General features: G+C 69.5%; 24 protein-coding genes and 1 riboswitch. Of the genes, 8 read left to right on the top strand and 16 right to left on the bottom strand.

Annotated elements, in window-relative coordinates; all coding sequences use genetic code 11:
* Positions 1-23: 23 nt before the first annotated feature.
* The 7 genes from gcvP to OHA77_RS01595 all read right to left on the bottom strand — a co-directional run bounded on the left by gcvP (position 24) and on the right by OHA77_RS01595 (position 8974).
* A complete protein-coding gene (gcvP, locus tag OHA77_RS01565) occupies positions 24-2879 on the bottom strand; it encodes an aminomethyl-transferring glycine dehydrogenase (RefSeq protein WP_406315560.1) in 2856 nt (951 codons plus the stop codon).
* Positions 2880-3037: 158 nt separating this feature from the next.
* Positions 3038-3129: riboswitch (glycine riboswitch) on the bottom strand.
* Between the two features lie 15 nt (positions 3130-3144).
* The gene (locus OHA77_RS01570) at positions 3145-3765 is read right to left on the bottom strand and encodes a MerR family transcriptional regulator (protein WP_326822467.1); all 621 of its coding nucleotides are present in this window, start codon (positions 3763-3765) and stop codon (positions 3145-3147) included.
* 144 nt (positions 3766-3909) lie between these two features.
* Complete coding sequence (locus OHA77_RS01575) at positions 3910-4380, bottom strand: bifunctional nuclease family protein (RefSeq protein ID WP_326822466.1); 471 nt, start codon at positions 4378-4380, stop codon at positions 3910-3912.
* Positions 4381-4458: 78 nt separating this feature from the next.
* A complete protein-coding gene (locus OHA77_RS01580) occupies positions 4459-5109 on the bottom strand; it encodes a MerR family transcriptional regulator (protein ID WP_326822465.1) in 651 nt (216 codons plus the stop codon).
* 26 nt (positions 5110-5135) lie between these two features.
* Entirely contained in the window at positions 5136-5648 is a 513-nt protein-coding gene (locus OHA77_RS01585) for an FHA domain-containing protein (RefSeq protein WP_326822464.1), read from the bottom strand.
* Between the two features lie 302 nt (positions 5649-5950).
* Positions 5951-8452 (bottom strand): mannose-1-phosphate guanyltransferase, encoded by a 2502-nt coding sequence (locus OHA77_RS01590; RefSeq protein ID WP_326822463.1) that lies wholly within the window; start codon positions 8450-8452, stop codon positions 5951-5953.
* 3 nt (positions 8453-8455) lie between these two features.
* Positions 8456-8974, bottom strand: a complete 519-nt coding sequence (locus OHA77_RS01595) for a CDP-alcohol phosphatidyltransferase family protein (RefSeq protein ID WP_326822462.1) — start codon at positions 8972-8974, stop codon at positions 8456-8458.
* 551 nt (positions 8975-9525) lie between these two features.
* Between OHA77_RS01595 and OHA77_RS01600 the strand changes: the two genes are divergently transcribed.
* Complete coding sequence (locus OHA77_RS01600) at positions 9526-10116, top strand: class I SAM-dependent methyltransferase (protein WP_406315563.1); 591 nt, start codon at positions 9526-9528, stop codon at positions 10114-10116.
* Positions 10117-10209: 93 nt separating this feature from the next.
* Entirely contained in the window at positions 10210-10632 is a 423-nt protein-coding gene (locus OHA77_RS01605) for an SRPBCC family protein (RefSeq protein WP_406315565.1), read from the top strand.
* A gap of 49 nt (positions 10633-10681) precedes the next feature.
* On the opposite strand, the gene OHA77_RS01610 is transcribed toward OHA77_RS01605, so the two are convergent.
* Genes OHA77_RS01610 through OHA77_RS01620 form a run of 3 tightly spaced genes read right to left on the bottom strand, consistent with a single transcriptional unit; the run spans position 10682 to position 12425 of the window.
* Positions 10682-11464, bottom strand: coding sequence for an enoyl-CoA hydratase/isomerase family protein (locus OHA77_RS01610; RefSeq protein WP_406315567.1), 783 nt, complete (start codon positions 11462-11464; stop codon positions 10682-10684).
* Complete coding sequence (locus OHA77_RS01615) at positions 11461-11706, bottom strand: hypothetical protein (protein ID WP_406315569.1); 246 nt, start codon at positions 11704-11706, stop codon at positions 11461-11463. Before OHA77_RS01615 ends, OHA77_RS01610 begins: the two co-directional genes overlap by 4 nt.
* A 29-nt stretch (positions 11707-11735) precedes the next feature.
* Positions 11736-12425 carry a gamma-glutamyl-gamma-aminobutyrate hydrolase family protein gene (locus tag OHA77_RS01620; protein WP_406315571.1) on the bottom strand — a complete coding sequence of 230 codons (690 nt, stop codon included), beginning with the start codon at positions 12423-12425 and terminating at the stop codon, positions 11736-11738.
* 631 nt (positions 12426-13056) lie between these two features.
* Here OHA77_RS01620 and OHA77_RS01625 point away from each other — a divergent pair.
* Positions 13057-14040, top strand: a complete 984-nt coding sequence (locus tag OHA77_RS01625) for an FAD-binding oxidoreductase (protein ID WP_406315573.1) — start codon at positions 13057-13059, stop codon at positions 14038-14040.
* Positions 14041-14169: 129 nt separating this feature from the next.
* Positions 14170-15249 (top strand): WD40/YVTN/BNR-like repeat-containing protein, encoded by a 1080-nt coding sequence (locus OHA77_RS01630; protein ID WP_406315575.1) that lies wholly within the window; start codon positions 14170-14172, stop codon positions 15247-15249.
* Between the two features lie 287 nt (positions 15250-15536).
* On the opposite strand, the gene thyX is transcribed toward OHA77_RS01630, so the two are convergent.
* Together thyX and OHA77_RS01640 are read right to left on the bottom strand one after the other, a co-directional pair.
* On the bottom strand, positions 15537-16262 hold the full coding sequence (gene thyX / locus OHA77_RS01635; RefSeq protein ID WP_326822454.1) for an FAD-dependent thymidylate synthase: 726 nt from the start codon (positions 16260-16262) through the stop codon (positions 15537-15539).
* A gap of 194 nt (positions 16263-16456) precedes the next feature.
* The gene (locus OHA77_RS01640; protein ID WP_406315576.1) at positions 16457-18598 is read right to left on the bottom strand and encodes an anthranilate synthase component I; all 2142 of its coding nucleotides are present in this window, start codon (positions 18596-18598) and stop codon (positions 16457-16459) included.
* A gap of 265 nt (positions 18599-18863) precedes the next feature.
* On the opposite strand from OHA77_RS01640, the gene OHA77_RS01645 reads away from it, so the two are divergent.
* Entirely contained in the window at positions 18864-19817 is a 954-nt protein-coding gene (locus OHA77_RS01645) for a helix-turn-helix transcriptional regulator (RefSeq protein ID WP_406315578.1), read from the top strand.
* Positions 19818-19917: 100 nt separating this feature from the next.
* On the opposite strand, the gene OHA77_RS01650 is transcribed toward OHA77_RS01645, so the two are convergent.
* From OHA77_RS01650 to OHA77_RS01660, 3 genes are all read right to left on the bottom strand, one after another.
* Complete coding sequence (locus OHA77_RS01650) at positions 19918-20832, bottom strand: SDR family oxidoreductase (protein WP_406315580.1); 915 nt, start codon at positions 20830-20832, stop codon at positions 19918-19920.
* Positions 20833-21021: 189 nt separating this feature from the next.
* Positions 21022-22395 carry a GntP family permease gene (locus tag OHA77_RS01655; protein WP_406315582.1) on the bottom strand — a complete coding sequence of 458 codons (1374 nt, stop codon included), beginning with the start codon at positions 22393-22395 and terminating at the stop codon, positions 21022-21024.
* Position 22396: 1 nt separating this feature from the next.
* On the bottom strand, positions 22397-23002 hold the full coding sequence (locus OHA77_RS01660) for a gluconokinase (protein ID WP_406315584.1): 606 nt from the start codon (positions 23000-23002) through the stop codon (positions 22397-22399).
* A 135-nt stretch (positions 23003-23137) separates the two neighbouring features.
* Here OHA77_RS01660 and OHA77_RS01665 point away from each other — a divergent pair, with 135 nt between their 5' ends.
* Positions 23138-23863, top strand: coding sequence for a FadR/GntR family transcriptional regulator (locus OHA77_RS01665; protein WP_406315586.1), 726 nt, complete (start codon positions 23138-23140; stop codon positions 23861-23863).
* Between the two features lie 120 nt (positions 23864-23983).
* On the opposite strand, the gene OHA77_RS01670 is transcribed toward OHA77_RS01665, so the two are convergent.
* Complete coding sequence (locus OHA77_RS01670) at positions 23984-25198, bottom strand: MFS transporter (protein WP_406315588.1); 1215 nt, start codon at positions 25196-25198, stop codon at positions 23984-23986.
* Between the two features lie 65 nt (positions 25199-25263).
* Here OHA77_RS01670 and OHA77_RS01675 point away from each other — a divergent pair, with 65 nt between their 5' ends.
* Together OHA77_RS01675 and OHA77_RS01680 are read left to right on the top strand one after the other, a co-directional pair.
* Entirely contained in the window at positions 25264-25710 is a 447-nt protein-coding gene (locus OHA77_RS01675; protein WP_406315589.1) for a helix-turn-helix domain-containing protein, read from the top strand.
* A gap of 299 nt (positions 25711-26009) precedes the next feature.
* On the top strand, positions 26010-26147 hold the full coding sequence (locus OHA77_RS01680; RefSeq protein ID WP_326822445.1) for a DUF3311 domain-containing protein: 138 nt from the start codon (positions 26010-26012) through the stop codon (positions 26145-26147).
* Position 26148: the final 1 nt, after the last annotated feature.

The raw sequence follows: 26148 nt of genomic DNA on the forward strand, positions 1-26148 counted from the left end.
AGCGCGGACCGCGGAGATGGGGATCAGTCCTCGTAGGCCTCGAGCGGCGGGCAGGAGCACACCAGGTTGCGGTCGCCGTATGCCTGGTCGATCCGGCGGACCGGCGACCAGTATTTGTCCTCCCGCACCGACGGCAGCGGGTAGGCCGCCTCGGTGCGGGTGTAGGGGTGAGCCCACTCGTCGGCGACCAGGCAGCCGGCCGTGTGCGGAGCGTTGCGCAGCGGGTTGTCCGCCTTGTCGTACTCCCCGGAGGCGACCTTCCCGATCTCGCCCCGGATCGCGATCATCGCGGCGCAGAACCGGTCGAGCTCGGCCAGGTCCTCGCTCTCGGTCGGTTCGATCATCAGTGTGCCGGCCACCGGGAAGGACATCGTCGGCGCGTGGAAACCGTAGTCGACGAGGCGCTTCGCGACGTCGTCGACGGTCACGCCGGTCTCCTTGGTGATCTGGCGCAGGTCGATGATGCACTCGTGCGCCACCAGGCCGCCGCGGCCGGTGTAGAGGACCGGGTAGTGCGGGCTGAGCCTGCGGGCCAGGTAGTTGGCCGACAGGATGGCCTGCTCGGTGGCCGCCTTGAGCCCCTCGCCGCCCATCATCCGGATGTAGGCCCAGGAGATGGGCAGGATGCCCGCCGAGCCGTACGGCGCCGCCGAGACGGGACCGACCGGCGACTCCCCGCGCAGCGGATGGCCCGGCAGGTAGTCGGCGAGATGTGCGCGGACCGCGACGGGACCGACACCGGGGCCGCCACCGCCGTGCGGGATGCAGAAGGTCTTGTGCAGGTTCAGGTGCGAGACGTCGGCGCCGAACTCGCCCAGCTTGGCCAGGCCGACCAGGGCGTTGAGGTTGGCGCCGTCGACGTAGACCTGGCCGCCGGCCTCGTGCACCCGCTCGCAGATCTGGGTGATCGTCTCCTCGTAGACGCCGTGCGTGGAGGGATAGGTCACCATGATCGCGGCGAGCTGGTCGCGGTGCTTGTCGATCTTGGCATCGAGGTCGTCGAGGTCCACGTTCCCGTTGTCGTCACAGGCGACCACGGCGACGCGCATGCCCGCCATGACCGCGCTGGCGGCGTTGGTGCCGTGCGCGGAGGACGGGATCAGGCAGACGTTCCGGCCGGACTCGCCGCGTGCCCTGTGGTAGGCGCGGATCGCGAGGAGACCGGCGAACTCGCCCTGGGAACCGGCGTTGGGCTGGATCGACACGGCGTCGTAGCCGGTGACCTCGGCCAGCCAGCCCTCCAGTTCCCCGATCAGCTCAAGGTAGCCGCCGGCCTGGTCCTCCGGGGCATAGGGGTGCAGGCCGGCGAACTCCGGCCAGGTGATCGGCTCCATCTCGGTGGTCGCGTTGAGCTTCATGGTGCAGGAGCCCAGCGGGATCATCGATCGGTCGAGGGCGATGTCCTTGTCCTGCAGCTTGCGCAGGTATCGCAGCATGGCCGTCTCGGACCGGTGGCTGTGGAAGACCGGGTGGGTCAGGTAGTCGCTGACCCGCGCCAGGGAGACGGGCAGCGCGTCGTGGGCGGCCGCGTCCAGGTCGGTCAGCACGGCGCCGCTGACCTCGAAGGCGGCCAGGACCTGCTCCAGGTGGATGAGCTCGGTCCGCTCGTCGCAGGTCACCCCGATGTGGTCGGCGTCGACCAGCCGAAGGTTCACGCCGTTGTCGCGGGCCGCCGCGACGACCTGGGCCGCGCGGCCGGGCACGCGGGCGAGCACGGTGTCGAAGAAGTCGTCGTGCACGACCTCGACACCCCCGTGGCGGAGGCCCGCGGCGAGAACGACGGCATGCCGGTGGATGCGCCGGCCGATCCGGCGCAGTCCCTCGGGGCCGTGGTAGACGGCGTACATGCCCGCGATCACCGCGAGGAGCACCTGCGCGGTGCAGATGTTGCTGGTCGCCTTCTCACGGCGGATGTGCTGCTCGCGGGTCTGCAGCGCGAGCCGGTAGGCGGGGCGCTGGTCGGCGTCCTGGGAGACGCCCACCAGCCGGCCGGGCATCTGCCGCTGCAGGCCGTCGCGGACGGCCATGTAGGCCGCGTGCGGGCCGCCGAAGCCCAGCGGGACACCGAAACGCTGCGAGGAGCCGATCGCGATGTCGGCGCCGAGCTCACCGGGGGCGGCGAGCAGGGTGAGGGCGAGCAGGTCGGCGGCGGCGACCACCTGGGCGCCGCGCGCATGGGCGGCCTCGGCGATGGAGCGGAAGTCCCTGACCCGGCCACTGGCACCCGGGTACTGCACGAGCACGCCGAAGCACTCGGGAAGCTCGGAGGTGAAGTCGCTCTCGACCAGCTCGATGCCGAGCGGCTCGGCCCTGGTGCGCAGCACGGCCTTGGTCTGCGGCAGCGCGTCGGCGTCCACCACGAACACGGCGGACGGGCCGCGGCCGGCGCGCCGGGCCAGGGTCATCGCCTCGGCGGCGGCGGTGGCCTCGTCCAGCAGGGAGGCGCCGGAGACGTCGAGCGCGGTCAGGTCGGAGACGACCGTCTGGAAGTTGATCAGGGCCTCCAGGCGGCCCTGGGAGATCTCCGGCTGGTAGGGCGTGTAGGCGGTGTACCAGCCCGGGTTCTCCAGCAGGTTGCGGCGGATGACGGCCGGGGTGACCGTGTCGTGGTATCCCAGGCCGATCATCGAGGTGAGCACCGTGTTACGGGCGGCCAGGGCGCGCAACTCGGCGATGGCCTCGGTCTCACTGGCCGCCGGGGGCAGCCGCAGCCGGTCCTTGGCCCGGATCGCCTCCGGCACGGTCATCGCGACGAGGTCGGCGGTGGAGGCGAATCCGACCGCCTCCAGCATGCGGGTCTGGTCGGCGTCCGCAGGCCCGATGTGCCGGGTGGCGAACGGCGGGGAGATGAGCTCGCTGAGCGGTGACAGGTCGGTCATGGAAAGCCTTCCGAGGCGGTGGAGACCGGCGCTGGGCGCGGGCGTATGCCGGATCTCCCCCTCTGTCATCTCGACCTGAGAGCTTCACCGTCCCCGCCGGGGAGGTTTGCACCGTCGGTGAGATGCGCCTGGCGGACGCACCTGCTTTCCAGAGTCGCCTCGTCCGTGCGGTACCGGGTGCCTGAGAGATTCCGGGGAGGTTGCTCCTTCGGCGCCCCGATCCTGTCGGGGTCTCTCCCGCACAGCGTCAGCAGCGAGACCAACTTTACCCCGTGCGGCGAGCCCTGCGTCGGCGGGCCAGCTCATCGGCGTGATGATCGCCTGAAGGGCCCTGGTCGGACTCCGCGCGCTCGCCGGGAAGATCCGCGAGGGAGCCCTCCACCTCCTGCCACACCCGGCCGAGCGCGATGCCGAACACGCCCTGTCCCCCCTGGAGCAGGTCGATGACCTCGTCGGGCGAGGTGCACTCGTAGACGCTCACCCCGTCGCTCATCAGCGTGATCTGGGCGAGGTCGTTGACGCCGCGGTCACGGAGGTGCTGTACGGCGATGCGGATCTGCTGGAGGGAGACACCGGTGTCGAGCAGTCGTTTGACGACCTTGAGCACCAGGATGTCGCGAAAGCCGTAGAGCCTCTGGGAACCCGAGCCGTGGGCCGCTCTCACGGTGGGCTCGACCAGGCCGGTGCGCGCCCAGTAGTCCAACTGCCGATAGGTGATGTCGGCCGCCGCGCAGGCGGTGGGGCCCCGATATCCGATGTCGGCCGGCGGTTTCACCGGCTGCCCGTCGAACAGCAGACCCTCTTCACCCGCGCGCTGACGTGCCGACTGGCGCCGTTCCGGGTCATCCTGATCGGCGTTTCTATCCTCGCCGCTGCTGACCGCCACGCGGACCTCCGGCTTTCTCTCATCCCGCGGCCTGATCTGGGGGTTTACGCACGACCACGGGTTTCACTTGCACCGTAGGACTGGGGCCAAGATCAGTCAACGACCCCACCCGGCGCGTCGTGAAGCGTAAATGCACCGAAATTCCTACCCCGCGCGACCGAAGTCCTCAGGCGTGATTGTGTCAAGGAACTCCCTGAACTTCTCCACCTCGTCCTCCTGGTCGTCGGGGATGAGCACCCCGGCCTCCCGGACCACGTCCTCGCTGGCGAAGATTCGGGCGCCCGTGCGGAGTGCCAGGGCGATCGAGTCCGAGGGGCGGGCACTCACCTCGACCCCGTTGGAGAAGACCAGGTCGGCGAAGAAGATCCCGTCACGGAGCGCGACGATGTTGACCGTGTTCAGGCGGACACCGAGACCGTCGAGCACGTCCCGGAACAGGTCATGGGTGAGCGGCCGCGGCGGTGGCTCCTCGGCCTGGGCCATGGCGATCGCCGTCGCCTCCGTCATACCAATCCAGATCGGCAGATAACGCTCCCCTTGTGCCTCCTTCAGCAGGACGATTGGCTGGTTGGAGGGCATCTCAACCCGAACGCCCACGACCTCCATCTGCAACACGGGCTGCTCCGTCTTCGCTGGATTCCGACCGGTTTGTTCAACGTAACACTCGCGAGGTACGAGTGCCTGGTCAGGTTGTCACCGGCCCAGGACCCCGCGCACGCCGGAACGCAGCAGCGAGGCGTGCAATTCCAGCAGGAGACCGGAAATCTCCCGGGCCGTCTCGTCGGCCCGGTCGATGGCACCGGGCCCGCGGCGGCGCAGCAGCGGCGCGACGGCCTGCTCCACGAGCCCGGCCTCGCGCTCGGCCGCGGCCTTGACCGCCCGCAGATGGCGGGCGCGCAGCCCGAAGGCGCTGAGGGCCCCGACGCTGCGGGCAACGGCCAGCGCCTCGGCGTCGTAGTAGCGGGCCACCGCGGCGAGCAGGCCGTAGTCCTCAAGCTCGGCGAGGGTCTCCTCGGTCAGCTCGGCGGCGGCGAGCAGCTCCTCACGGGTGAGACGGACCTCGGCGGGCGCGTCGTCGGGCACGGCGCGCGGGGGCGCCGGCGGGCGCTCCTCGCGGTCGGCCGCCTCGAGACGGTCCTTGATGACACGCAGCGGCAGATAGCGGTCACGCTGCTCGCTGAGGATGTAGCGAAGCCGCTCGACATCGGCGTAGGTGAACTTCCGATAGCCGGAGGGACTGCGCTCCGGCTCGATCAGCCCCTCGCCCTCCAGGAAACGGATCTTGGAGATGCTGACATCGGGGAACTCGCCCTGCAGGAGAGCGAGCACCTCCCCGATGCTCATGTGCGCACGAGCGGCCTGCGTGCTCATCATCCTCCAGCGGCGCCACGGGTGAGGAAGACCAGCCGGAACTTGCCGATCTGGACCTCGTCCCCGCCGTACAGCGGGACTTCTTCGATCCGTTCGCGGTTCACGTAGGTGCCGTTCAGGCTGCCGACGTCGCGGACGGTGAAAACCCCGCCCCCACGCCGGTAGAACTCCACGTGACGGCGCGACACGGTGATGTCGTCGAGGAAGATGTCGCTCTCGGGGTGGCGGCCCACGGTGGTGAGCTCGCTGTCCAGCAGGAAGCGGCTACCGGCGTTGGGACCACGCATGGCCACCAGCAGAGCGGAGCCCGGGGGCAACTGCTCGACGGCTTGCCGCTCGGCGAGAAGCGTCTCTCCGGTCTCCGCCTCGTAGGCCTCGATCCCGGAGAGGGAAATGGTGGACGTGCTGTCTCCGGGTGAGTCGGACTTGGTCAGCGGCGACCCGCATCGGGAGCAGAAACGGGCATCCTCAGGGTTGGCATGACCGCACTGCGTGCAGTAGACGCTCGGCATCGATCGGCTCGGCCTCCTACCGCGAAGACGCGGCAACGGTGCTCAGGGATGCGCGCCTCGCTTCTTCGCTTCTCAAGTATTTTCTCAGACTGCGAATGCCGCAACATACACCGTCGAGAAGCAAAGATCAAGGCAGACGCTCGACCGCGGGTTCGGTCGGAGACAAAGTTACAGCCGGGCGGCGCCTCCGGTCCACGTCGCCGCGCGGAGTTCGTCGCACCTGGCCGCACCGGCCGTGCCCGCGGCCGAACCGCGGCGGGTGGCAGCGGCCCTTCTCCCCCGCCGGCACGTCCGGAGCGCCCTCATGTGGACGCCGCCTCCTCCACCACCCGCGCCCAGTGTTCGAGCAGGCTCTGCGCGGAGTCGACGTCGGTCCCCTCGGCCCACAGATGGGTGACGGCCTCGGCCGGGTCGGGCAGCACCAGCGCCCAGCTCCCGTCCTCGGCCACCACCCTCACCCCGTCGGTGGTGTCGATGCGGTGTCGCTCCGCCGCCTCGATCACCGAGCGCATCACCACCCCCTTCGCCGCCCAGGGGGTGGGGACCGTACGGCGCAGCAGCTTGGCCTCGGGGATCCTGGCGTCGATCTGGCTGAGCGACAGCCGTGTCCTGGCGACCAGGCCGAGCAGGCGCAGGAACACCGCCAGCCCGTCCACCGTGGGACCGAACTCGGGCACGATGAAGCCGCCCCGCCCGTCCGCCGCGAAGATCACGTCCTGGCCGCGGGCGGCGGCGGTGAGCGCGTCGATCGCGGTGGACGTCCACTCGACCTGCACCCCGTGGAACCGGGAGACCTGCTCGGCCACCCGGGTGGTGGTGACCGGCAGCGCCACCCGGCCACCGCACCGCTCGGCCGCGATCAGGTCCAGCACGACCAGCAGGGCGCGCTCCTCGCTGATCAGCTGACCCATCTCGTCGACCAGTGCGACCCGCTCCCCCACCGGGTCGAACCGCACCCCGAAGGCCGCCCTGGAGGAGCTGACGAGCTCCGACAGGCGTTGCAGGTCACGCCGGCGTTCGGCGAGGGTCTCGGTGGGCGAGGCGTCGTCCAGCCGGTTGTTGACGGTGAGCACGTCCACTCCGACCCGACCGAGCAGGCTCGGGAGCACCAGCGAGGAGGTGCCGCCCGCGCAGTCGACCACGACCTTCATGTCCGCGTCGCGCACCCCGGTCATGTCGACGCAGCGCAGCAGTTCGTGGGTGTAGTCCTCGACCGCCCGGGCGGGGAAGCTGAGTTCGGCGATCTCGCCGGGAAAGGCGCGGCGGAACTCCTGCCGGGAGAAGACCCGGTCCAGCTTGCGCTGGGCCGCCTGGGACAGGTCGGCGCCGCGCTCGTCCATGAAGACGATGTCCACGCTCTGCGGGTCTCCCGGGGTGGTGCGCAACGCGATGCCGCCGACGGCGTTCTCCCTGGCGGTGTGGAAGCGGGAGACCGGCAGCGGAGCGGCCTCCAGGTCGAGCACGTTGATCGCGCTGGCGTTCAGGGCGCTGATCACGGCCCGCTTCAACGCCCGCGCGGCGCGGGAGGAGTCACGGGAAGTGATCACCGATGCGCCCTTCTTGAGCGTGGTGGCGTAGGCGCTGGCCAGCCGTACGCACAGCTCGGGGGTGATCTCCACGTTGACCAGACCGGACACCCCCCGGGGGCCGAACAGGTTGCGCTGACCGCGTGACTCCCAGATGACGCTGGTGTTGACCACCGCCCCCGCCTCGATGGTCTTGAACGGGTAGACCTTGACTCCGGAGGAGACGTAGGCCTCGGCCTCGATGATGCACTCGTCGCCGACGACCGCGCTCTCCTCGATCCTGACGCCGGTCATCAGGTCGGTGTTCTTGCCGATGACGCAGCCGCGCAGGTGGGCGCTGGGACCGACGTAGACGTTGTCATGGATCACGGCGCGGTGCAGGAAGGCGCCCTCGCGGACGACGACGTTGCTGCCCAGGACGGTGTACTCGCGCAGTTCGGCCCCGGCTTCGACCTTGGCGTAGTCGCCGATGTAGAGGGGGCCCTTGAGCACCGCGTCGACGTCCACCGAGGCGCCCTCGGCCACCCAGACTCCGGGGGAGACCTCGAAGGCGTCGACGTCCACTCTGACCCGTCCCGACAGCACGTCGGCCTGGGCGCGCAGGTAGCTCTCGTGGGTCCCGACGTCTTCCCAGTAGCCGTCGGCGACGTAGCCGTACAGGGGTGCCCCGCGCGCCAGCAGACGGGGGAAGACGTCGGCCGACCAGTCGACGGGCTCACCGGTCGCGATCTCGTCGAGGACCTCCGGTTCCATCACGTAGATACCGGTGTTGACGGTGTCGGAGAACACCTGCCCCCAGGTGGGCTTCTCCAGGAAGCGCTCCACCCGGCCATGGTCGTCGACGATGACGATGCCGAACTCCAGAGGGTTGGGCACCCGCTTGAGACCGATGGTGACCAGCGCGCCGTTCTCACGGTGGAAGCGGATCATGTCGGTCAGGTCGATGTCGGTGAGCGCGTCGCCGGAGATGACCAGGAAACGGTCGTCACGGAGTCTGTCGGCGGCGTTCTTGACGCTGCCGGCGGTGCCGAGCGGGGTGTCCTCGGTGGCGTAGTACAGGCTCATGCCGAGCTCGTCGCCGTCGCCGAAGTAGTTGCGGATCAGGGCTGCCAGGAACTGCACGGTCACCACGGTCTCGGTGAGCCCGTGGCGTTTCAGCAGGCGCAGCACATGCTCCATGATCGGCCGATTGATAACAGGTAGAAGGGGTTTGGGCTGGTTCGCGGTCATCGGCCGGAGCCGCGTCCCTTCCCCACCCGCCATCACAACGGCCTTCACGGATCACCTCTTAAGGCGTTTGGCTCCTTCGACGAGTTGCCGCACCTGTACCCAATACAGCAGTCCGGACCACCAGTACAGACCTGTGCCCCAGATGGCGAGCGACCAGCCGACGATTCCGGCCACATCCGCGTACCAGGAGTCGTGGTAGGCGAGGAAGAGCAGGGGGAAGGCGTAGAGCAGGTTGGCGGTGGCGGCCTTGCCCAGGAAGTGGACCGGCAGCGCCGGGCCGTATCCGAGGCGGCGCAGGATGGGCGGGATGCCCAGCAGCATGACGTCCCGCAACGGGATCGCCAGCGCCAGCCACCAGGGGATGATGCCCCGCATGGCCAGGCCGAACAGGGTGGCCAGGATGTAGAGACGGTCGGCCAGCGGGTCGAGCAGGCGGCCGAGCCTGCTGGTCTGGTTCCACGCGCGGGCGATCTTACCGTCGAGCCAGTCGGAGAACCCCGCCAGCATCAGCAACGCGACGGCCCAGCCGTCCGCCCTGGGCCCCAGGACCAGCCAGAGGAAGACCGGCACGCCAAGGAGCCTGGCCAGGCTCAACGCGTTGGGAACCGTCCAGATTCGATGTTCGGCTCCAGATACTTCCGGGTTCACCCGTGTCTCTCCCCTCCCCGTACGTGATGCCGACCCTACCTGTGTGGGGCATTCGCGGACCGTCCCCCCGTGCCCGAGCCCTCGCGACCGGCCGGAAAGTGATCCGGCGGGGGCTCATCGCGCCACAGGGCGCCGTCCGGGCCCACCCGGATCAACGGAATACCGGGGCACCCTCACCCCCGTTGTGGGAGCACGACGGCGTCTCGGACGCTCAGCGGACGCGTACGGCGGGGCGCGGCGATCGGGCCCGGAACAGCACGGCGGCCCCGGACCGGACCTCCCACCCCTCCGGCCGTCTCCGGCCGCGGCGGACGTCCGGCCCCGGACCGCGGGATCGCACAAAGCAGAGGCCATAGGTGCCCGCGCCCGGTGTCCCGTCATCCTCCAGAAGGAGATCCTTCTCCTCCCGGAGGGCGGGAAACAGGCCGAATGGTTGAGGTGCGTGCCTTCGGAGAGGCCCTACTCTTTCCCCTATGACCAATGACACCACGCTGTTCCTGGGGCAGTGGCTGCGCTCCCCGGGGACCGTTGGGGCCGTGGCACCGAGCTCCCGGCGACTTGCCGAAACGATGACCGCACCGGTGCCCCACGGGGGCGATCCCGTGATCGTCGAGCTCGGACCGGGAACGGGCGCGTTCACGGCGGAGATCCAGCGGCGGCTGGACGGTCGTGGTCATCACATGGCCGTGGAGATCAACCCTCGGCTGGCCGAGTTCCTGGCCGGCCGGCATCCGAAGGTGGACGTCGTGGTCGACGACGCGGCACGGCTGCCGGAGCTGCTCCGGGAGCGCGGCTTCCACCGGGCCGACGTCGTCGTGAGCGGGCTCCCCTGGGCGGCGTTCTCCCAGGAGACACAGACCCTCCTGCTGAACGCGGTCACCGCGATCATGGATCCGAACACCGCGTTCACCACCTTCACTTACAGCTTCGCCAAGCGCACGCCTCCCGCGCGGCGCTTCCGCCGGCGCCTGTTCGACACCTTCGAGGAGGTCGTGGTGGGCCGGACGGTGTGGGGCAACCTCCCCCCCGCCTTCGTCTACCACGTACGCCGGCCACGGGTGTAGGACCTCCACACCGACGGCCCTTCCAGGCCGGTTGTGAAGCCTGTCGCACGGGTAGGTCAGGGGCAGGCCAGGACGAGCCCGAAGGAGCGGCCGATGCCCGCGTACGCCAGCACCGTGCTCAACGCCCCCGCCGACGAGGTGTGGGGTTACCTGAGAGACTTCGGCAACCTGGCCGAATGGCTGCCCGGGATCACCCTCTGCGAGTTCGAAGAGGGCGACGGCTCCCGGCCGGGGACGGTGCGCAGGCTGGAGGGCACGGGCGGCACCTTCCGCGAACGGCTGCTCACCCTCGACGACGTCTCCCGCTCGGCGAGCTACGAGATCCTCGAGAGCCCGCTGCCGGTCCGCGACTACCGCGCCGTCTACCGGGTGGCCCCCGTCACCGACAGCGGCCGGGCCTTCGTCGAGTGGTCGGCCACCTTCGAGGCCGACGACGAGACGAGGATGACCAAGACCTTCACCCGTGGCGTCTTCGAGCCCGGCCTGGCCTCCCTGCACAAGCATTTCCCGGACTGACGCCTCAGCTGTCCGTGCGCCGGCGGCGTCCTCTCGGGCGGGTGACCGGTTAGCCGAACCTCGGCGGGCGCTTCTCCCGGACGGCCCGCACGCCCTCGACCACGTCCGGACCGGTGAAACCGAGAAACTCCATGGCCAGGGAGGCGTCGAAGGAGGGACCGGCCAGCCGGAGCCAGTTGTTGAGCGAGTATTTGGTCAGGCGGATCGCCTCGGCGGAACCCCCGGCCAGCCGGACGGCGATCTCCAGGGCCCGCTCGTGGACCTGGTCGTCGTCCACGCAGAGACCGACCAGGCCCATGGCCTCGGCCTGCTCACCGGTGACCGGCTCGCACAGCAGCAGGTGATACTTGGCCTTGGCCAGCCCGCACAGCAGCGGCCAGACGATGGCGGCGTGATCGCCGGCCGCGACGCCCAGCCGGGTGTGACCGTCGATGATGCGGGCCGTACGGCCCGCGACGGAGATGTCGGCCAGCAGCGCGACCGCCAGTCCCGCGCCCACCGCCGGGCCCTGGATGGCCGAGACGATGGGTTTGGAACAGTTGAGCACGTTGTAGACGATGTCCCGGGCCTCGGTGAGAACGCGCATGCGGGTGGCGTGGTCGCGTGTCATCTCTTCGATCATCGACAGGTCGCCGCCCGCGGAGAACACCTCGCCCTCGCCGCGGATGAGGACCGCGCGCACATCGTCGTCGCGGTCGGCGTCCCGCCAGATCTCGGCCAGTTCACGGTGCCCGGTCGTGTCCACGGCGTTGCGCCTGCGCGGCTCGCTGATCACGACCCGGAGCACCCCGTCGGCGGCCCAGTCGAGCTTCAGCTTCTCGTACTCCCTCACCGGTATGCCTCCTGGGGTCGCGTGGCGGCGCGGTCACGCGCCTGGTCGAAGAGTCCGGACGGGCCGAAGGAGCCGCGGGCGTCCCCCTCGCGGCGGCCGGGCGCGAGAAGGGCTCGGGCCGCCGCGAACCGGGCGGCGGAGGGCTCGGGAGAGCGCGCTCGGACGATCGCCCCGGGAACGGGCGAGGAGGGGCCGGTGGGGGACGGTTGCGCGTGGGCCTCGGCCCGGGGGTGCAACGGCATGATCGCACATTACCCGGCGGCGGTCCCGATCAGCCGGTGGCGGCCTCGACCAGTGCCTCGACGAGCCGGTTGTCCTCCCCACGCTCGGGATGCCACTGGACGCCGAGGGCGAAACGCCGGCCCCGCAGCTCGATCGCCTCGACGATCTGGTCGTCGGCCCAGGCCACGGCGAGCAGGTCGGCGCCGAGCCGGTTGACCGCCTGGTGGTGCGGCGCGGTCACCTCGGCGCGGTCACCCAGTGCCTTGCCCAGCCTGCTCGACGCGCTGATCTGGATGGCATGGGTACGGCCGGCAGCGGCGTGGCGGTCGTGACCGACCGCCTCGGGGAGCCAGGGGATCAGGCTGCCGCCCTGGGCGACGTTCAGAATGTGCATCCCCCTGCCGACCGCGAGCAGCGGCAGATCGGCCTGGACCGCGGCGCGGGCCAGCGCCAGCTCGAAACGGTCCCGGTGCGGCTGCGGCTCCTCGACCCGCTCCTCGCGGGTGGCGCCGTACAGTGCCGGGTCGAGCTCGCCGCCACCGGCGAGGATCACCCCCGACAGGTCGCGCACGTAGTCGCCGATTCCGCCCAGGTTCAGCGGCGGCAACAGGACCGGCAGGCCGCCCGCCTTCTCGACCGCGCGGGAGTAGGAGGGCGGCGACAGGACGGCTTCACGGACCCAGGTGCCCCAGCGGGCGGCCTCAAGGTAGGCGGTGATACCGATCAGAGGTCGGGACATGCGGTCTCCAGGGGGCCATGCGGAAGGCGGCGCCCCCGTTTCGGACGGCACCGAGCCCATATCCGGCAGGGCCCTATCATGCCGCACACCATTTCGTTTATGTCGCGTATCTCGGATATCAGGGTCGTCTCACCGGAATCCGGAGGCCTGCCGCCGCCCAGGAGCGGGGAGACGAGGCGCTCCCCCGGAACGCGAGAGCGACCATGACCTCGACGAACACAATCGGCAAAACTGATAAATCCCACCGAATGTGATTCTTATTCACTTACCCTATCGAAAGCAAGTGCGACGGTCACGGAAAATAACTTCCCCATTACAGATGGTTGGAATTCGCGCCATATTACGGAGAAACCGTTGTGACGTCCACTTGGTGATGGAAGACTTGAATTCGAGCGACCAGGTGCGCCGGGGCGGCCGAACGCTCATCACCCGGAGCTGTCACGGAGGTGCGTCTGCATGATCGGACTCTGATCCGATCAATTAGGGTGGGTTCGGTCACATGTCTTTGAATCCGCGTCTCGTCAAGGAAAGCTTCGCCATTGTCGAGCCCGTGGCGGACAAGGCCGCAGCATACTTCTACGGTCGCCTGTTCGCCGAGAGTCCGCATTTACGGGGAATGTTCCCGCCGGCCATGGACATCCAACGGGACCGTCTGTTCAGCGCGCTGACCAGGATCGTCTGGAGTCTCGACAGTCCGGACAGCCTGTCGTCGTTCCTCGGCCAGCTCGGCCGCGACCATCGCAAGTACGGAGTGATCGCCGAGCACTACACCGCGGTCGGCAACGCCCTGCTCGCCACGGTCAGACGCTTCGCCGCCGAGATCTGGACCACCGAGATAGAGGCGGCCTGGGTGGCCGCGTACACCGCCGCGGCCAATCTCATGATCGACTCAGCCGAGTCCGACGCCGGGGTCTCGCCCGCCTGGTGGCTGGCCGAGGTGATCGACCACGAGCTCCGCACGCCGGACATCGCAGTGATCACCCTGCGGCCCGGCCAGCATCTGCCCTACCTTCCGGGCCAGTACGTCAACGTGCAGACCGCCCGCTGGCCGCGGGTCTGGCGCGCCTTCTCCATAGCGAACGCGCCACGGGAGGACAACACCATCCGCCTGCACGTGCGGGCGGTCCCCGGCGGCTGGGTCTCCACCACGCTGGTCGAGCACACCAGAATCGGCGACACCCTGATGCTCGGCCCGCCCGTCGGGACGATGACCCCCACCGAGTCCGGCCGCGACATCCTGTGCGTGGCGGGAGGCACCGGACTGGCACCGCTCAAGGCCATCGTGGAGCACATGATCGAGTCGGGACGGCGACCCAACATCCACCTGCTGTGCGGGGCGCGGCACTCACGTGAGCTCTACGACCTGCCGGACCTGATCCGGATGGAGTCGGGCTTCCCCTGGCTGAGGGTGGTGCCGGTGGTCTCCGACCAGCCCGGCTACGACGGCATGCGAGGCCAGGCGCCCGAGGCGATGGAACGCTTCCGTTCCTGGGCCGACCACGACGTCTACGTCTGCGGTCCGGCCGCCATGGTCAACGAGACCACCCACCGGCTCCAGCGGAGCGGAGTGCCGCTGGGCGACATCCGCAGAGACGTCGCCCATGGCGAGCTCTGAGCGCCGTTCGTGGTGGACCACCTGAGCCCATCGCGCAACACGAATCACGGAGTTCCCGGCGAGAGGCGCCTCGACATGCCAAGATGAGGAATCATTCGAACGTGAGAACGCATCAGAAGGGAAACTGTCATGCGCGACGCGTTTCTCGCAATCGGCACCCGCAAAGGCCTGTTCCTGGCCCGCTCCACCGGCGGCGGTCCGTTCGAGGTGGAGCCGGTCCGCTTCTCCACCATCGGCGTGCACTCGGTCGCGATCGACACCCGCGGCCCGACGCCCCGGATCCTCGCCGGGATCGAGTACGGGCACTTCGGCCCCTCGGTGATGTGGTCGGACGATCTCGGTGAGACTTGGCAGGAGGCCGGTCAGGCCCCGATCGCTTTCCCGCCGGACACCGGGGCGGCGCTCACCCGCGTCTGGCAGCTTCAGCCCTCCCCCTCGGAGCCGGGGGTGGTCTGGGCCGGGGTGGAGCCGGGGGCGCTGTTTCGCTCCGAGGACGGCGGTGCCACCTTCTCCCTGGTGGAGGGACTGTGGAACCATCCGCACCGAGCCCAGTGGCAGCCCGGCTTCGGCGGGCTCTGCCTGCACACCGTGCTGCCGCATCCGAACGATCCGAAGACCATGGCGGTCGCGGTCTCCTCCGGCGGCTTCTACCGCAGCAGCGACGGCGGAGGCTCCTGGGAGGCCGCCAACAAGGGGATCCGCGCCCCGTTCCTCCCCGAGGGATCGCAGTACCCCGAGTTCGGGCAGTGCGTTCACAAGGTCGACATGCATCCGTCCCGGCCGGAGCGCCTCTTCCTCCAGCACCACTTCGGCGTTTACCGCAGCGACGACTTCGGCGGCTCCTGGACCTCCGTCGGCGACTCTCTTCCCTCCGACTTCGGCTTCACGCTGGCCGTGCACCCCGACCGGCCCGACACGCTGTACGTCTTCCCGCTTCAGGCCGACATCGACCGCACACCCGTCGACCACCGCTGCCGGGTCTTCCGCAGCGACGACGCGGGCGCGTCGTGGCGGGCCCTGAGCAAGGGGCTGCCCGAGGGTCCGGTCCACGCGGCCGTGCTGCGCGACGCCCTGTGCGCGTCGAGCGCGGGGATCTTCTTCGGCACCCGCGACGGCGAGGTGTACGGCTCCCACGACGACGGAGAGAGCTGGTTCTCCGTCGCCGGGCACCTGCCGGACGTCCTGACCGTGCGTGCGGCGGTGCTCTGAGCCGGTGGCCCGCCCGTCACGCCCGTGACGTCCGTGCTCCCCTCCGCCCTGCGTCACACGGCGTCACACGACACCCGTATCGACGACGGCAGGGGGACCGGCTCGCGGCCATGGCCGAATACGGAATGACGGCCACCCGCCGCGGCGGGTGGCCGTCATTCGCCCGGCCGCCGCCACACGTTCGCGCCGGCCGTCCTCCTCCTGCCCTGCCCTGCCCTGCCCTGCCCTGCCCTGCCCTGCCCTGCCCTGCCCTGCGGAAGCTTGTCGCGGCGGGGCGCAGGGCGTTCCTAGGGGGCGCTCCGGCCGTTGGCCACGAAGGCGGCGTGGGTGAGAGGCATGAGTCCGGCCCAGGCGGCCTCCATCTTCTCCGCCACCATCTCGATCTCCCGCTGCGGGAAGGAGGGCACCTTGGCCTGCTCGTTCTTGGTGCGCAGGGAGAGGAAGTGCATCAGAGAGCGGGCGTTGCAGGTGGCGTACATGGAGGAGAACAGGCCGACGGGCAGCACGGCCCGGGCCACCTCGCGGGCGATCCCGGCCTCCAGCATCTCCTGGTAGGCGGCGTAGGACTGCCGATAGGCCGCCTCCATCGCCTCACTCACCAGTTTGTGCTGCTCCTCACTGCCCTCGACGAAGACGTACTTCCCGGGGCGGCCCTCCTGGATCAGCTTCCGCTCTGCGCCCGGAACGTAAAAGTTGGGCTGAAGCTCCCGATATCTTCCGCTCTCTTCGTTGTACGACCAGCCGACCCGGTGGCGATGGAACTCACGGAAGACGAAGATCGGAGCACTGACGAAGAACGTCATCGAGTTGTGCTCGAAGGGGCTGCCGTGCCGGTCGCGCATCAGAAAGTTGATCAGCCCTTTGGACCGCTCGGGATCTTTGTGCAGTTCCTCCAGGGACTGCTCCCCCGCGGTCGACACTCGCGCCGCCCAGAGCACGTCGGAGTCCGAAGCGCTGTGTTTGACCAGTTCGACGGTGACGTCGTCGAGAAAGCGCGGCTGGCTTCGATCCATGCGGAGACCTTCCGGTGACAGGGACGGGATGGGGGCAAGCTTATCGCCGCTCCCGGCGGCACCCGTTGCCGCGCGGTGGGACGCGGCGGGGCGCGACGGGAAGCGTCGCGGCTTCAGCCGGTTTCTCCCGAAACCGCGGGCGGGCCCCGCCCGCGGTCCTGTGTCAGTGGCCCGCTACGAGCACGGAGCGTGAACTACGCGGGGGTACGGCAGAGCCGGAGAACGTTGGCGATGATCTTCGCTCCGGCGTCACCCTCGGCGGTGAGGATCGACTCGGGATGGAACTGCACCGCGAACCGCCTCCTGGCCACGTCCTCGATCGCCATCACCGCGCCGTCAGGGGTGAGAGCGGTGGCGGCGAAGCCGGTGACCCCCGGCTGCTTGGCATGGAGGGAGTGGTAACGGGCGGCGGTGAACTCCTCCGGGAGCCCGTCCAGCAGCGCGCTGGCGCCGATCCGCCGCACCCGGCCGCGCTTGCCGTGCTCGGGGTAGGACAGCAGCTCAAGCGTGCCGCCCGCCTGCTCCACCATGCCCTGCAGGCCGAGGCAGACGCCGAACACCGGCAGGTCCCGCTCGTAGAGCGCCCCGACCAGCCCCGGCAGACCGAAGTCCGACGGCCAGCCGGGACCGGGCGACAGCACCACGAGTGACGGCGCGATCTCCTCGATCATGTCCACCGGGAAACCGTGCCGGAGCGTGACGACCTCCGCGCCCTGCTGGCGGAAGTAGTCGGCCAGGGTGTTGACGAAGGAGTCCTCGTGGTCCACGAGCAGCACCTTCATCCCCTCGCCCGGCCGTTCGGCGGGCGTCCGGGGCACGGCCTGCTCCTGTGGCGCGGCGCCGACCGCCGCCAGGGCGTCCAGCAGGGCGCTGGCCTTGAGCTCGGTCTCGCGCTCCTCGGCTTCGGGATCGGAGTCGAACAGCAGCGTGGCGCCGGCCCTGACGGTGGCGACGCCACCGCGGATCTGCGCGGTGCGCAGGGTCAGACCGGTGTTCATGGAGCCGTCGAACCCGATGTAGCCGACCGCTCCGCCGTACCAGCGCCGGGTGGTGGCCTCGTGGTCCTCGATGAACTGCATCGCCCAGGCCTTGGGGGCGCCGGTGACGGTGACGGCCCACATGTGGGTGAGGAAGGCGTCCAGTGCGTCGAACTCCGGCCGCAGCCGGCCCTCGATGTGGTCGACGGTGTGGATCAGCCGGGAGTACATCTCGATCTGGCGCCGCCCGATGACCTGAACGGTGCCCGGCACGCAGATGCGGGACTTGTCGTTGCGGTCCACGTCGGTGCACATGGTCAGCTCCGACTCCTCCTTCACGCTGGACAGGAGGGTGCGGATCGCCTCGGCGTCCTCGATCGGGTTGCCCCCGCGGGCGATGGTGCCGGAGATGGGACAGGTCTCGACACGGTCGCCGCTGACCCGGACGTACATCTCCGGGGAGGCGCCGACCAGGTGCTCGCCCTCACCGAGGTTGAACAGGAACTCGTACGGGGCGGGGTTGGCCTTGCGCAGCCCCCGGTAGAAGGCGGCGGGGTCGGTGCAGGCAGCGTGGAAGACCTGGCCGGGGACGACCTCGAACAGGTCGCCGCGGACGAACTTCTCCTTGGCCGCGGCGACGACCTGCGCGTAGGCGCCCTTCTCCGGGTCGGCGGGCAGCTCTGCGGGGGCGGCGGGCAGCGGGACGCTCTCCCCCTCGCGGGCGAGGCCGTGCGTGGAGGCACCGTCCACGGTGAACTCGTAGCGATACTCCTTGCTGGTCTCCCGCTTGCGGTCGATCACCATGACCCGGTCGGGCAGGTGCAACACGAGGTCGCGCTGGTCGGCGGCCCGGGTGAGGGCCTGCCGGATCGGCTCGAACTGGAAGGCCAGGTCGTACCCGAAGGAGCCGTACAGTCCCAGGTGCTCGTCCCCGCCACCGAACGCCGCGATGATCTCGCGGATCGCGGTGAAGACCGTGGGGCGGCGGCTGCGCATCTCCTCGGGGAGGATCTCCTCGGACTCGGCGACGTAGACCTCGACGTGGTCGGCGGTCGGCTCCTCGGTGGGCTTGCCGGCGGCGAGCAGGCAGGACGCGACGACCGGTAACACGATCCTGCCCCGTGCGTTCAACGCGCGGGCGGCGATCCGGCGGCCCCTGGCCACGATCTCCAGGCAGGGGTCGACGTAGGCCAGATGCCACCGGCTGTAGCGACCGGGATACTCCATCCCGGAGGAGAGCACGCCTCCCCGGCGCTCGCCGAGCGTCGTGACGACGTCTTCGAGCACCGTCTCCGGCACATCGGACGCCGTGACCTCGACTTCGACACCACCGGCGGTGGTATATCGACTTGTCTCCACTACAGCCTCGCCCCTTTATTTCCCTTATGCCCAGAGGGGACGGACACAGAAAAGGCCGCCTCTCCGGGCGGCCGTCTGTCTGCTCGCGAATGCGAAACCTGCGCCGCCTAGAAGCGGCGCCACCACTGAAGGGCGTCCTGGTTTCGCATGGTGCAAAGAGTACCGGCGACCACCGTGATCATGCAACGTGACTGGTGAGGCGGCGATTCCCCGCGATCTCTCCGCTCCGGACCGACGGGTCCGGCCCCCGGGTTAGGGTCGACGGGTGCGTGCGGCCAGGTTGATGTCGATGGTGCTGCTGCTCCAGGCGCGGGGAGGCATGACCGCCGCGGAGCTCTCAAAGGAGTTGGAGGTCTCCGAACGGACCGTCCACCGGGATGTGCTGGCTCTGGCGCAGGCCGGGGTGCCGGTCTACGCCGATCGCGGCCGGGGCGGGGGGTATCGCCTGCTGGAGGGATACCGCACCCGCCTCACCGGGCTGGACCGGGCGGAGGCCGAGGCGCTGTTCCTGTCCGGTGTCCCGGAGGCGCTGCGGGAGATGGGGTTGGGCGAGGTGGCGGCCACCGCGCGGCTGAAGGCATCGGCCGCGCTCTCCCCCGGCGTACGCGACGCGCCGGCGACCGCCGCACAGCGCTTCCATCTCGACGCCCCCGGCTGGTTCGCGAGCGGAAGACCCGCACCCGAGCCGCTGGCGCCGCTGGCCAGGGCCGTGTGGGGCGACCATCCGGTCATTGCTCTCTACCGGGGGACGGAACGGACGCTGGAGCCGTACGGGCTCGTGCTCAAGGCGGGTGTCTGGTATCTGGCGACCCGGTCTGCGATCTACCGGGTGGACCGCTTCACCGACACCGAGATCCATACCGGCCGGCGTTTCGAGCGGGATCAGGATTTCGACCTGGCGGCCTTCTGGGGCAGGCGGGCCACCGAGTTCGCCCGTTCCCTCCTCACCACGCGCGTCACGGTACGGCTCAGCCCCGCCGGCCGCCGCAGCCTGCCCCACGTTGCCGACCCCGCGGCTCTCGACGACGCCCTGGCGTCGGCCGGAGAGTCCGACGCCCAGGGCTGGGTCACCGTGTCACTGCCCGTCGAGTCCCTGGACGTCGCCTACGATCAACTCCTGCGGTTCGGCCCGGAGGCCGAGGTCATCGACCCTCTCGAACTACGTGCCCGGCTGGCCGAGGCCGCCGCGAGACTGCACACCCTGTACCGCCCGGCCTGACTCCGGACCCGCCCCAACCGGTGTCCCGTCCGGACCCCTTCGCCGCCGTACGGCCCGGCCCGGCGCGCGAGGCTCGCGACGTCCGTACGGCGGCGCCCCGTCAGCGATAACCGGTCGCGTCGGCGGGCCGGCCTCTGTCCTGGACCTCCACCATGTAACGCCACGCGTCCGGCCTGGTGCCGTCGGCGTCGGTGAAGCCGTACACCTGGGCGAGCTGCCCGCTGGAGAGGGACTGTCCGGACCAGCGGCCCCGGTCCTCGTCGGCCGCCAGCGCGACGATCGCGCGGCCGACGTAGGCGGGTGACTCCGAGATCACGAAGTGCGGTTCTTTGGCTGTGGCGTCCCGCCAGTTCTCCTCGGTGACGCCGAAGTGTTCCAGCATCGTCTCCGAGCGGAGCCAGCCGGGTGTCAGCGAGACGGCGGCGCAGCCGTACGGGCGCAGCTCGTGGGCCTGGGAGAACGCCAGGCGGTTCACCGAGACCTTGGCCAGGTCGTAGAAGAAGGAGACCCGGTAGTTGGCCGCGTTGTACTCCGTCGTGCCGTCGGTCATCTCGACGACCATGCCGCCGGGGTTCCTGCCCAGCAGCGGCAGCGCGTGGTGGCTGGTGATGACGTGGGTGTCGACGGCCAGCCGGAGCAGGCGCAGGCCGTCGTCCAGGGAGTGCTCCCAGAGTGGGGTGTTCCAGGCGGCCAGCGCCTCGCCGCCCCAGATGTCGTTGACGAGCAGGTCGAGCCTTCCCCGCTCGCGGTCGATCCGCTCCACCAGTCGCCGCACCTGGTCGGATTCCAGGTGGTCGACCTGGAGCGCGACGCCCTCTCCGCCCGCGCGGGTCACCAGTTCGGCCGTCTCCTCAATGGTCTCCGGCCGGTTCATCTCCGAGCGCCGTTCCCGTGTGCTCCTTCCGGTGCAGTAGACCGTGGCCCCCGCACCGCCCAGTGCCACCGCGATCGCCCGGCCCGTCCCCCGTGTCGCCCCGGCGACCAGGGCGACCTTCCCCTTCAACGTGTTCTGCATAGGGACGATCCTGACGAAGAAAGAGGACATCTCATGTCATATTTTCTTCGGCGTCCTGAACTTTTCACCGGCGCCTGAGTGCCGACATCGGCCGCGGCGGGGACGTCCCCACTGCGGCCGATGGTCCACGTCATGACCTTTGATCTTGTTGGCGCCGGCGGGCCGGGGCAGCCGGCCGGCGGACCCGGCCTAGACGACCAGGCTCAACAGCAGGACCAGCACCAGGCCGGTGACCGAGATGATCGTCTCCATCAGGGACCAGGTCTTGATGTTCTGCCCCACGGTGAGCCCGAAGTACTCCTTGACCAGCCAGAAACCCGCGTCGTTGACATGGGAGAAGAACAGCGAACCGGCGCCGATGGCCAGGACGAGCAGCGAGGTCTGCCCCGTGTCGAGGTTGGCGACGAGCGGGGCCAGGATTCCGGAGGCGGTGACGGTCGCGACGGTCGCCGATCCCGTGGCGAGCCGGATGAGCACGGCGACCACCCAGGCCAGCAGCAGCACGGAGATTCCGCTGTTCTCCACCCAGCCGGCGATGAGATCGCCGATCCCCGTGTCGACCAGCGTCTGCTTGAAGCCGCCACCGGCGGCCACGATCAGCAGGATGCCCGCGATCGGCGGCAGCGACTGCTCCAGGGACTTCGCCAGCGCCTTCTTGTCCATGGCGGCGCCGCGACCGAGGGTGAACATCGCGACGATGACGGCGATCAGCAGGGCCACCAGCGGTGTGCCCAGGAAGTCGAGGACGCCGCGGACGGCAGCGCCCTCGGCGGCGAAGATGTCGGCGAGCGCCTTGCCCATCATCAACACGACCGGCAGCAGCACGGTGACCAGGGTGACGCCGAAGGACGGCCGGCGTGAGCCCTCCGTCTCGGCCCTGCCTTCGAAGAGTTCCGGTGCCGGGACGTCCACCCACCGGGCGGCGTACTTGGCGAACAACGGCCCGGCGATCGCCACCGTCGGGATGGCGACGAGCACGCCGAGAGCCAGGGTGACGCCCAGGTCGGCCTTCAACGCGTCAATGGCGACCAGAGGTCCGGGGTGGGGAGGCACCAGCCCGTGCATCACCGACAGGCCGGCCAGCGCGGGGATCCCCACCCGGACCAGCGACAGGCCGGAACGGCGGGCGACCAGGAAGATGACCGGCATCAGCAGGACGAGGCCGATCTCGAAGAACATCGGCAGACCGATCAGCGCACCCACCGCGGCCATCGCCCAGGGCAGGGAGCGGGGGCTCGACCGGCCGACGATCGTGTCGACGATCTCGTCGGCTCCGCCGGAGTCGGCGAGCAGTTTGCCGAACATGGCGCCGAGCGCGATGAGGGTGCCGACGCCGGCCGCCGTACTGCCGAACCCGTCGGTGAAGCTGGCGATGGTGTCGGCCATCGGCAAGCCGGCGACGGCCCCGACGGCCAACGAGCCCAGTGTCAGGCTCAGGAAGGGGTGCAGTCTGAAATAGGTGATCAGCAGGACGATCAGCGCGATGCCGACGAGCGCCGCGGGGATCAGCCGGTCGGCTGGGATCGCGTGGGGGGCGGCGAGGGCGATCAGGGCGGTGCTCATGTCACTCTCCTGGGTTCGGGCCGGGTCCGGGGTCTGGTTCCGGAGCCGTGGGAGGTGCGAGCTGGGACCGCGGCCGGAGAGACGGCGCCGAGGCGAGATAGGCCTCCACGAGGTCATCGACCGACCTGTCGAGGTCGAGGACGATCCCGTGCTCGTCGGGTTCGAGGGGCTCCAGGGTGGCGAACTGCGAGGCGACCAGCGATTCCGGCATGAAGTGCCCCGGCCGGCCGGCCACCCGCCGGCGCACGACCTCCTCGGGACCGTCGAGATGGACGAAGCTCACCGTGGGCGCCGACTGCCGCAGAACGTCGCGGTAGGCGCGCCTGAGCGCGGAGCAGCTCACCACACCCCCGGTGACGGCGTGGTCGGCGAGCCAGGAGCCGATCGCCCGCAGCCAGGGCAGCCGATCGCCGTCGTCGAGCGGGGTGCCGGCCGACATCTTGGCGACGTTGGCCTCGCTGTGGAAGTCGTCGGCATCCGCGTACGGCACCCGCAGCCGTTGTCCGAGCGCGGCGCCCACTGTGGTCTTGCCCGAGCCCGTGACGCCCATGACGACGAGCAACGGGGCCGTGGAGACCGGCCCTACGGGGTTTTGATCGGGATCCATCGGAAAGCCTCTCGTGTCGAGCCTGGCGAAAGCTTGCCATGATTGGTAATATTTAATCAAGAGTTAACTTCAATAAATCATATCTTTAACGCTCGTTGAATAGCTCGATGAAGATCCATGCAAGGATTGGTCGGCGTGGGAGACAATGGCCAGACCAATCGGGGCCTGCATCACAGCGTTCTCGAAGAGCTCGGCATGCTCATCGCCTCAGGCGGCCTCGGCATCGGCCAGGTGTTGAAAATCGAGGAGCTGGAGGTCCGCTTCGGGGTGTCGCGGTCGGTGATCCGCGAGACGATCCGCGTCCTGGAGTCGATGGGGCTGGTGAGCAGCCGGCGTCGCGTCGGTGTCACCGTGGCCGCACGCGCGGAGTGGAACCTGTTCGACCCGCGGATCATCCGGTGGCGGCTCGCCGGACAGGAGCGGGACAGGCAGCTCAGGTCGCTCGGCGAGCTGCGCCGCGGCATCGAGCCGGTGGCCGCGGCCCTCGCCGCACGCCATGCGACTCCGGAGCAGTGTGGCGCGCTGACCGGCGCCGTCATGCAGATGGCCGTGCACGGCAGGTCCGGAGACCTGGAGGCCTACCTGGCGGCGGATGTCCTTTTTCATCGCACGTTACTCGAGGCTTCCGGCAACGAGATGCTGGCCTCGCTCATCGGCGTGGTCACCGAGGTGCTGACCGGCCGGACGCATCATCACCTGATGCCGGCACACCCCGAGCCGACGGCGATCCGGTGGCATGCGGAGGTCGCCCAGGCGGTGCAGTCGGGAGACGCCGCGGAGGCCGAACGCAGTATGCGCGACATCGTCGACGAGGCGACCCGGGCGATGCTGAGCGATGCCCCCGGAGAGAGCCGGTCATGAATCGGCCGGACCCGCAGCACCGGAGCCCGTCAGCCGGGCGGTCCGCAGACTGACGGGCGGCCCGCCGGTTCCACGGCCCATCCGTCACGCCTGGTCGGGGAGCCGGTCAAGGGCGCCGGGTCACCCCGGCCGCCGATCGTCGACGGGAGAAGGACCCGGCATCAGCCAGAAGGCGGCAGCCGCCGCGACGACAACGGCCGCACATGCCGCGTTGAGCGCGACGGAAAGGCTCGCCATCTCACTGAGAACCGGTCCGGCGAACGATCCGGCCAGCGTCACCGCAGCCTCGGCGGCCAGAAAGGCGGCAGTGACCCGGCCAAGGAACGGCTCCGGCGTCGCACGCTGCCGCCAGGTCTGGAACGCGACCGCCACCGTGACCCCCGGGATACCCGTCAGAGCCGTGGCGGCCAGGATCACGGGCAGCGAAGCGGCGTTGAACATCACGAGGAAGCCGACTCCGACCAGTGCCTGCCCGGCCCCGATCGCCGTTCTGGGGGCGACCCGTTCGACGATCCACCGGCTCAGCGGCGCCCCCAGCAGGTAGCCGCTCCCCAGTGCGGACAGCAGGTACCCGACCTGGGTGCTCCCACCGAGACGGGCCATCCCGAACGGCACGAGCAGGGCGGTGAGCGCCGCGTTCGCGAAGAAGTAGCCGCCTCCGGCGGCGATCAAACCACGGAGGACAGGGGAACGCCGGACAGAGTCCAGCCCTTCGTGGAGCTCGCGGAGTACGCGCCGCTCCGGCCCGGGAGCCCGCTGTTCACGGGGCCGCGGCCGGGTGAACGCGATCGCCACGGCGGATGCGAGATAGCTGGCGATGTCGACGGCGATGACCGCGCCGATGCCGGAGGTCGCGAACAGCAAACCACCGAGAGGCGCGGCCACCAGGCCGACGACGCCGCCGGTCAGTGCATTGAGAGCGTTCGCGCCCGTCAGCAACGGCCCCCTGCCCACGACGGAAGGGGTGTGCGCCTGGGCCGCCGGATTGAACAACACCGTCGCCAGACTCTCCCCGATCAGCGCCAGGTAAACGATCCAGAGAGTTTCCGGGGTGCGCGCCAGGAGCACGAGAGCGATGACCGCCGCACGGATGAGGTCAGTGACGATCATCAGCCTTCGCCGATCCCACCGATCGGCCAGCACACCGGCGAACGGCCCCGCCAGCAGCATCGGCAGGTACTCGGCGGCGAGCGTCGATCCGGTGGCGAGGACCGAGCCGGTCAGGGCGTAGACGTGGGCGGGAACCGCGACCACCAGAAGCCAGGTGCCGAAGGTGCTGACCAGCCTGGCCGCCCACAGCAGACGGAAGTCCCTGATGCGCAGCGCCTCCAGCACGACCCCTCCTTGAACTATTCTTTCAGGAGAGAACAGCATCGCTTATATTCTGTCAAGATAGACTCATGGATCATGTCGAACTGGGCCGGCTCCTCCGGTCTCGCAGGGCGGCGCTTAGCAGGACCGTCGCCACGGTCGCCGCCGACGCCGGACTGTCGATGCCCTATGTGGCCAACCTGGAGAACGGCCGGGGCAACCCCACCATCTCGGCCCTTGATCGGCTCGCCGCCGCACTCGGCACACAGCTGACCGTCACTTTCAGCGGCCCGGACACCGTCCGCCCAGACGTGATTCCACCGGCCTCGCTCACCCGGTTCGCCCAGACCCATTACTTCCGCCGGGAGGTGAGCAGGCTGGAAGCCCTTGGCGGAAACGAACTGCGGGATATCCGCACCCGGTTGCTGGACGCGCTGGCAGCGGTCGGCCACACGCTCGGGCGCGACCTTCACGAACGCGACTGGCAACGACTGCTCGACGCCGTCATCCTCGTTCTCGCCCACCCGGCCGGCTGATCGGCGCCATGAGGTGGGGACGGCATGGGACTCGGGGTTTCTCCATCTCGGACGGGTGCCCGGACGCTCCTATCGTGCTCGGGGGAAACCGATCTACCGTTCGCCGCGCCAACCACTCCGTTTGGCGCTTGGTGATCGCAATGAAACCTTCACATAATTACGCTGCCGGTCAGTTGAAAGGGGCAGCCACGGCCGGCTGCCCTCTCCGTATCGAGGAGACCGTGTTGACCACACCAGACCGGGATCGGAGTGATCGCAGCCCATGGCACTGGCTGCTGATCATACCGATCATCCTACCTTTGCTGCCGTTTCTCTTCAATTTCGACGGGCCCCGGCTCTTCGGTTTCCCGAGGTTCTACTGGCTCCAGCTCGCCTTCATCGCGGTCGGCGTCACCTCCACCACGCTCGTCTACCAGATGACCAAGCGGAGGCGGTGAC

It is taken from the genome of Streptosporangium sp. NBC_01639 (assembly GCF_045209755.1).
GTDB lineage: Bacteria > Actinomycetota > Actinomycetes > Streptosporangiales > Streptosporangiaceae > Streptosporangium.

What these genes read in the sequence shown, in the direction of transcription:
- gcvP (WP_406315560.1), bottom strand. Translation starts at nt 2,879, where the DNA reads ATGACCGACCTGTCACCGCTCAGCGAGCTCATCTCCCCGCCGTTCGCC.
- OHA77_RS01580 (WP_326822465.1), bottom strand. Translation starts at nt 5,109, where the DNA reads ATGAGCATCGGGGAGGTGCTCGCTCTCCTGCAGGGCGAGTTCCCCGAT.
- OHA77_RS01585 (WP_326822464.1), bottom strand. Translation starts at nt 5,648, where the DNA reads ATGCCGAGCGTCTACTGCACGCAGTGCGGTCATGCCAACCCTGAGGAT.
- OHA77_RS01600 (WP_406315563.1), top strand. Translation starts at nt 9,526, where the DNA reads ATGACCAATGACACCACGCTGTTCCTGGGGCAGTGGCTGCGCTCCCCG.
- OHA77_RS01605 (WP_406315565.1), top strand. Translation starts at nt 10,210, where the DNA reads ATGCCCGCGTACGCCAGCACCGTGCTCAACGCCCCCGCCGACGAGGTG.
- OHA77_RS01615 (WP_406315569.1), bottom strand. Translation starts at nt 11,706, where the DNA reads ATGCCGTTGCACCCCCGGGCCGAGGCCCACGCGCAACCGTCCCCCACC.
- OHA77_RS01620 (WP_406315571.1), bottom strand. Translation starts at nt 12,425, where the DNA reads ATGTCCCGACCTCTGATCGGTATCACCGCCTACCTTGAGGCCGCCCGC.
- OHA77_RS01625 (WP_406315573.1), top strand. Translation starts at nt 13,057, where the DNA reads ATGGACATCCAACGGGACCGTCTGTTCAGCGCGCTGACCAGGATCGTC.
- OHA77_RS01630 (WP_406315575.1), top strand. Translation starts at nt 14,170, where the DNA reads ATGCGCGACGCGTTTCTCGCAATCGGCACCCGCAAAGGCCTGTTCCTG.
- thyX (WP_326822454.1), bottom strand. Translation starts at nt 16,262, where the DNA reads ATGGATCGAAGCCAGCCGCGCTTTCTCGACGACGTCACCGTCGAACTG.
- OHA77_RS01650 (WP_406315580.1), bottom strand. Translation starts at nt 20,832, where the DNA reads ATGCAGAACACGTTGAAGGGGAAGGTCGCCCTGGTCGCCGGGGCGACA.
- OHA77_RS01655 (WP_406315582.1), bottom strand. Translation starts at nt 22,395, where the DNA reads ATGAGCACCGCCCTGATCGCCCTCGCCGCCCCCCACGCGATCCCAGCC.
- OHA77_RS01660 (WP_406315584.1), bottom strand. Translation starts at nt 23,002, where the DNA reads ATGGATCCCGATCAAAACCCCGTAGGGCCGGTCTCCACGGCCCCGTTG.
- OHA77_RS01675 (WP_406315589.1), top strand. Translation starts at nt 25,264, where the DNA reads ATGGATCATGTCGAACTGGGCCGGCTCCTCCGGTCTCGCAGGGCGGCG.